At 43.7% G+C, this 3,339-nt stretch carries 4 protein-coding genes; all 4 read left to right on the top strand.

Annotated elements, in window-relative coordinates; all coding sequences use genetic code 11:
* Positions 1-282: 282 nt before the first annotated feature.
* Genes cas6 through cas2 form a run of 4 tightly spaced genes read left to right on the top strand, consistent with a single transcriptional unit; the run spans position 283 to position 3,033 of the window.
* On the top strand, positions 283-1,164 hold the full coding sequence (gene cas6, locus AC805_RS15195) for a CRISPR-associated endoribonuclease Cas6 (RefSeq protein WP_055076203.1): 882 nt from the start codon (positions 283-285) through the stop codon (positions 1,162-1,164).
* Entirely contained in the window at positions 1,161-1,748 is a 588-nt protein-coding gene (gene cas4, locus AC805_RS15190; RefSeq protein WP_055076202.1) for a CRISPR-associated protein Cas4, read from the top strand. Before cas6 ends, cas4 begins: the two co-directional genes overlap by 4 nt.
* A gap of 4 nt (positions 1,749-1,752) precedes the next feature.
* Complete coding sequence (gene cas1d / locus AC805_RS15185; RefSeq protein WP_055076201.1) at positions 1,753-2,757, top strand: type I-D CRISPR-associated endonuclease Cas1d; 1,005 nt, start codon at positions 1,753-1,755, stop codon at positions 2,755-2,757.
* Between the two features lie 3 nt (positions 2,758-2,760).
* Positions 2,761-3,033, top strand: coding sequence for a CRISPR-associated endonuclease Cas2 (gene cas2, locus AC805_RS15180; RefSeq protein ID WP_009626748.1), 273 nt, complete (start codon positions 2,761-2,763; stop codon positions 3,031-3,033).
* Positions 3,034-3,339 lie beyond the last annotated feature (306 nt).

Genomic DNA, 3,339 nt, shown 5'->3' with positions numbered 1-3,339 from the left:
CTTTTTAGACTTCTGCGTAAGGTGAGTTATAAATTCGTCCAGAATTGGTTTATTCAGTTGAAATAATGCCTAAACAGCCAAGATACTTAAGGACTTTAATTTTTCGGTATTCGATAAAACCTTTGCCCTAAGAGCTTTACATAGATCCTTTCCTTTTTAGGACTACCCATATTTTTTGGTGATTGGTAATAGGTGATTGGTAACTATTTTTTACTTTTACCTTTTTGCTTTTTCCTTGCTTAACGCTTGTATTTTAAACATTTATTCAAAAAACAAAAAATTATGCCTCATAGTTTAGTTGTTAATTTTATGCCGAAAACGCCAATTTATCCTGAATATCTAACAGGACGACATATTCACGCACTTTTTTTGACCTTAGTTAGTTCTGTTGATAAAGAATTAGGCGATCGCCTGCATGGTGAAAAAGCCAATAAAGGATTTGGGTTGAGTCCGATTCAGCAATTGGCGATTAGCGATTGGCGGTTAGCGATTAGTTCAGATAAGAATAAACCCAAACTAAAACAAGCTAACAACCAACAGCTAAAAGCTAAAAGCCTCTCTTGGCATCATCAAGAAATTCCCACTTCAACCCCCTGCTGGTGGCGCATCTCTCTGTTAGATGAAGTTCTCTTTAGCAAACTCACAGGGCTTTGGCTAAATCTCAATCCCGATCGCGCTTTTCATCTCGGTTCCGCCGACCTCTATATCACTGGTATCCTCGGCACGCCTCAATCGAGCCAACCTTGGTCAAACTTCGCCACCTATCAACAAATCTACGATCGCGCCTCAGATAGCGAAAAAACGATCGCCTTTCATCTCGCCACCCCCACCGCCTTCCGTCAAGGCAAATACGATTCGCCATTACCCACCCGCGACAACGTATTTAATAGCCTATGCGATCGTTGGAATACCTACAGCGACATCCAAATCAATTCTGAAATTATCGAATATATCTTTCCCAGTCGTTTTGACATCAAAACAGAAGTAGTCAAAAACTATGATACCCACACCTTTATCGGCTGTGTTGGAGAGATCGGCTATCGGATTCTCGGTGATGCTTCGCCAGAGATCGTCAAACAGATTAATGCTCTAGCCGACTTTGCGATGTTTGCAGGAATTGGGAGAAAGACGACGATGGGGATGGGGATGGGAAGACGAGTATGAATGAACCAATCCCCATTGCCGCTTTAAATCAATATGCCTACTGCCCCCATCGTTGCTGGCGAATGTTTTGTGCGGGAGAGTTTGTCGAGAATCATTACACGATTGAAGGAACCGATCTGCATCAACGGGTGCATACGGTTGGCGAAAATCAACGGGAGGAAACTTGGCAAATCAGGGCAATCTGGCTAAAGTCAGAACAATACGGATTGATCGGCAAATCTGATTTGATTGAGGAAGTTGATGGCAGTCTCTATCCCATTGAATATAAACGCGGACATAAGGGCGAGTGGGATAACGACGCGATGCAGGTAGTCGGTCAGGTGCTCAGTTTAGAAGAGATGACGGGTAAAAGCATTACTAGGGGTTATATTTATTACGCTCAGACGCACCAAAGACAAGAAGTCAAGATTACATCTGAGTTACGAAAAGAAGCGATCGCGGCAATTGTTGAAATTTCGCAAATGATGGATACTGGCAAAATGCCTCCTGCAATCTATGGCAATCGTTGCAAAGGTTGCAGCCTGTTCACTCAGTGCGTGCCAATGGCGAAGGAAAAGGTAAGCAAATATAAGGAAGGAGCTTAAAATAATGGGAACGGTTTATGTAAGTCAGGATGACTCGTTTATTGGCAAGACCGATGAACGTTTGACGGTAAAGGCGGAGAAAAAGCAAATTCTAGATGTGCCATTGATTAAAATCGATGGACTGGTAATCCTCGGTCGCGCCACGATTTCCCCTGCGGCAGTAATGGAACTACTAGAGCGAAAAATTCCAATGTCATTCATGACTGGAACGGGGCGCTTTCTCGGTCGTTTGGAACCTGAGTTAACCAAAAACATTTTTGTAAGGCGATCGCAGTGGGATGCAGCAGGGGAAACTCCGAAAGCGATCCATATGGTTCAAGCCTTTGTGCGCGGCAAGTTAAAAAATTATCGTGCGTCATTAATGCGGCATCTGCGGGATTATCCCGATAATGACTTACAGAAAGCAATTGACGATCTCGAACGAGCGATCGATTCGCTGGCTGCGATTAAGGCGATCGCGAGTTTGCGTGGTGTGGAGGGGCATGGTAGTGCTGTCTATTGGCAAGCTTTTCCCAAATTAATTCGCGCCGATGGGTTTAGCTTCACGACCCGCAATCGCCGACCACCTATCGATCCCGTAAATGCGATGTTAAGTTTTGGCTATTCCCTATTGCGCCACGATATTCAAGGGGCGCTCAATATTGTCGGTTTCGATCCTTATTTGGGCTATTTGCATACCGAGCGCTACGGTCGTCCTAGTCTTGCCCTCGACCTAATGGAGGAGTTTCGCCCCTTGATTGTCGATGCGATCGTGCTGTCGGCAATAAATCGCAAAGCGATCGCGCCTAAGGATTTTACTTTTGAGCCACTTAGCAAGGCGATCTCTCTATCTAATGAGGCAAGAAAAGTATTTTTGACGCTGTACGAGCAGAAGAAACAATCACAATTTAAGCATCCTGTTATGGGTCGTCAATGTACTTACCAAGAGGCTTTTGAGCTTCAGGCAAGATTGCTAGCTAAGTATCTAATGGATGAAACGGATAAGTATCCGCCGTTAGTTTTGAAGTAAGTTATGTTCATAGTCATCTCCTACGATATTCCTGAAGACAACCGCCGTACTAAGATTCATAAGATCCTCAAGTCCTATGGGCAATGGATGCAATTTAGTGTCTTTGAGTGCGAATTAACCGATGCTCAATATGCAAAGTTGCGATCGCGCTTGAGTAAGTTGATTAAGCCTAGCGAAGATAGCATTCGCTTTTACTTCCTATGTGGTTGCTGTCAGCCTAAAATAGAACGCATCGGTGGCGAGCAGGTACGAGACGACACAATATTTTTCGCTTAATTTTTAGTTCATGGTTTGCGCGAGTCGTTGGGTGTTTTTGAGGAATATATGCAATTGTTGGTAATAAATCCGTTAACTAGTATAAATTTGGAGGTGATCGGGCGAGTTGTTCGGTTCGCGCAAGTCCTGATTGCTTTGCTACATCTAGATTTCCGATGTTTACTACAAGATCTCAATTCGCTTCAATCAGCCCAAATCTGCTACAATTGCGATCGTTCGCGCAACTGTACCTTGAAAACTAAATATCATATAGTTTCTAAACGCGGGCGGCTTCAAACCATCTAAAACCCTTCTAGGGATTGAAAC

It is taken from the genome of Pseudanabaena sp. 'Roaring Creek' (assembly GCF_001402795.1).
Classification (GTDB): Bacteria; Cyanobacteriota; Cyanobacteriia; order Pseudanabaenales; family Pseudanabaenaceae; genus Pseudanabaena.
Note: the sequence above shows the minus strand (reverse complement) of the source record. Positions and strands in the feature narration are given on the sequence as shown.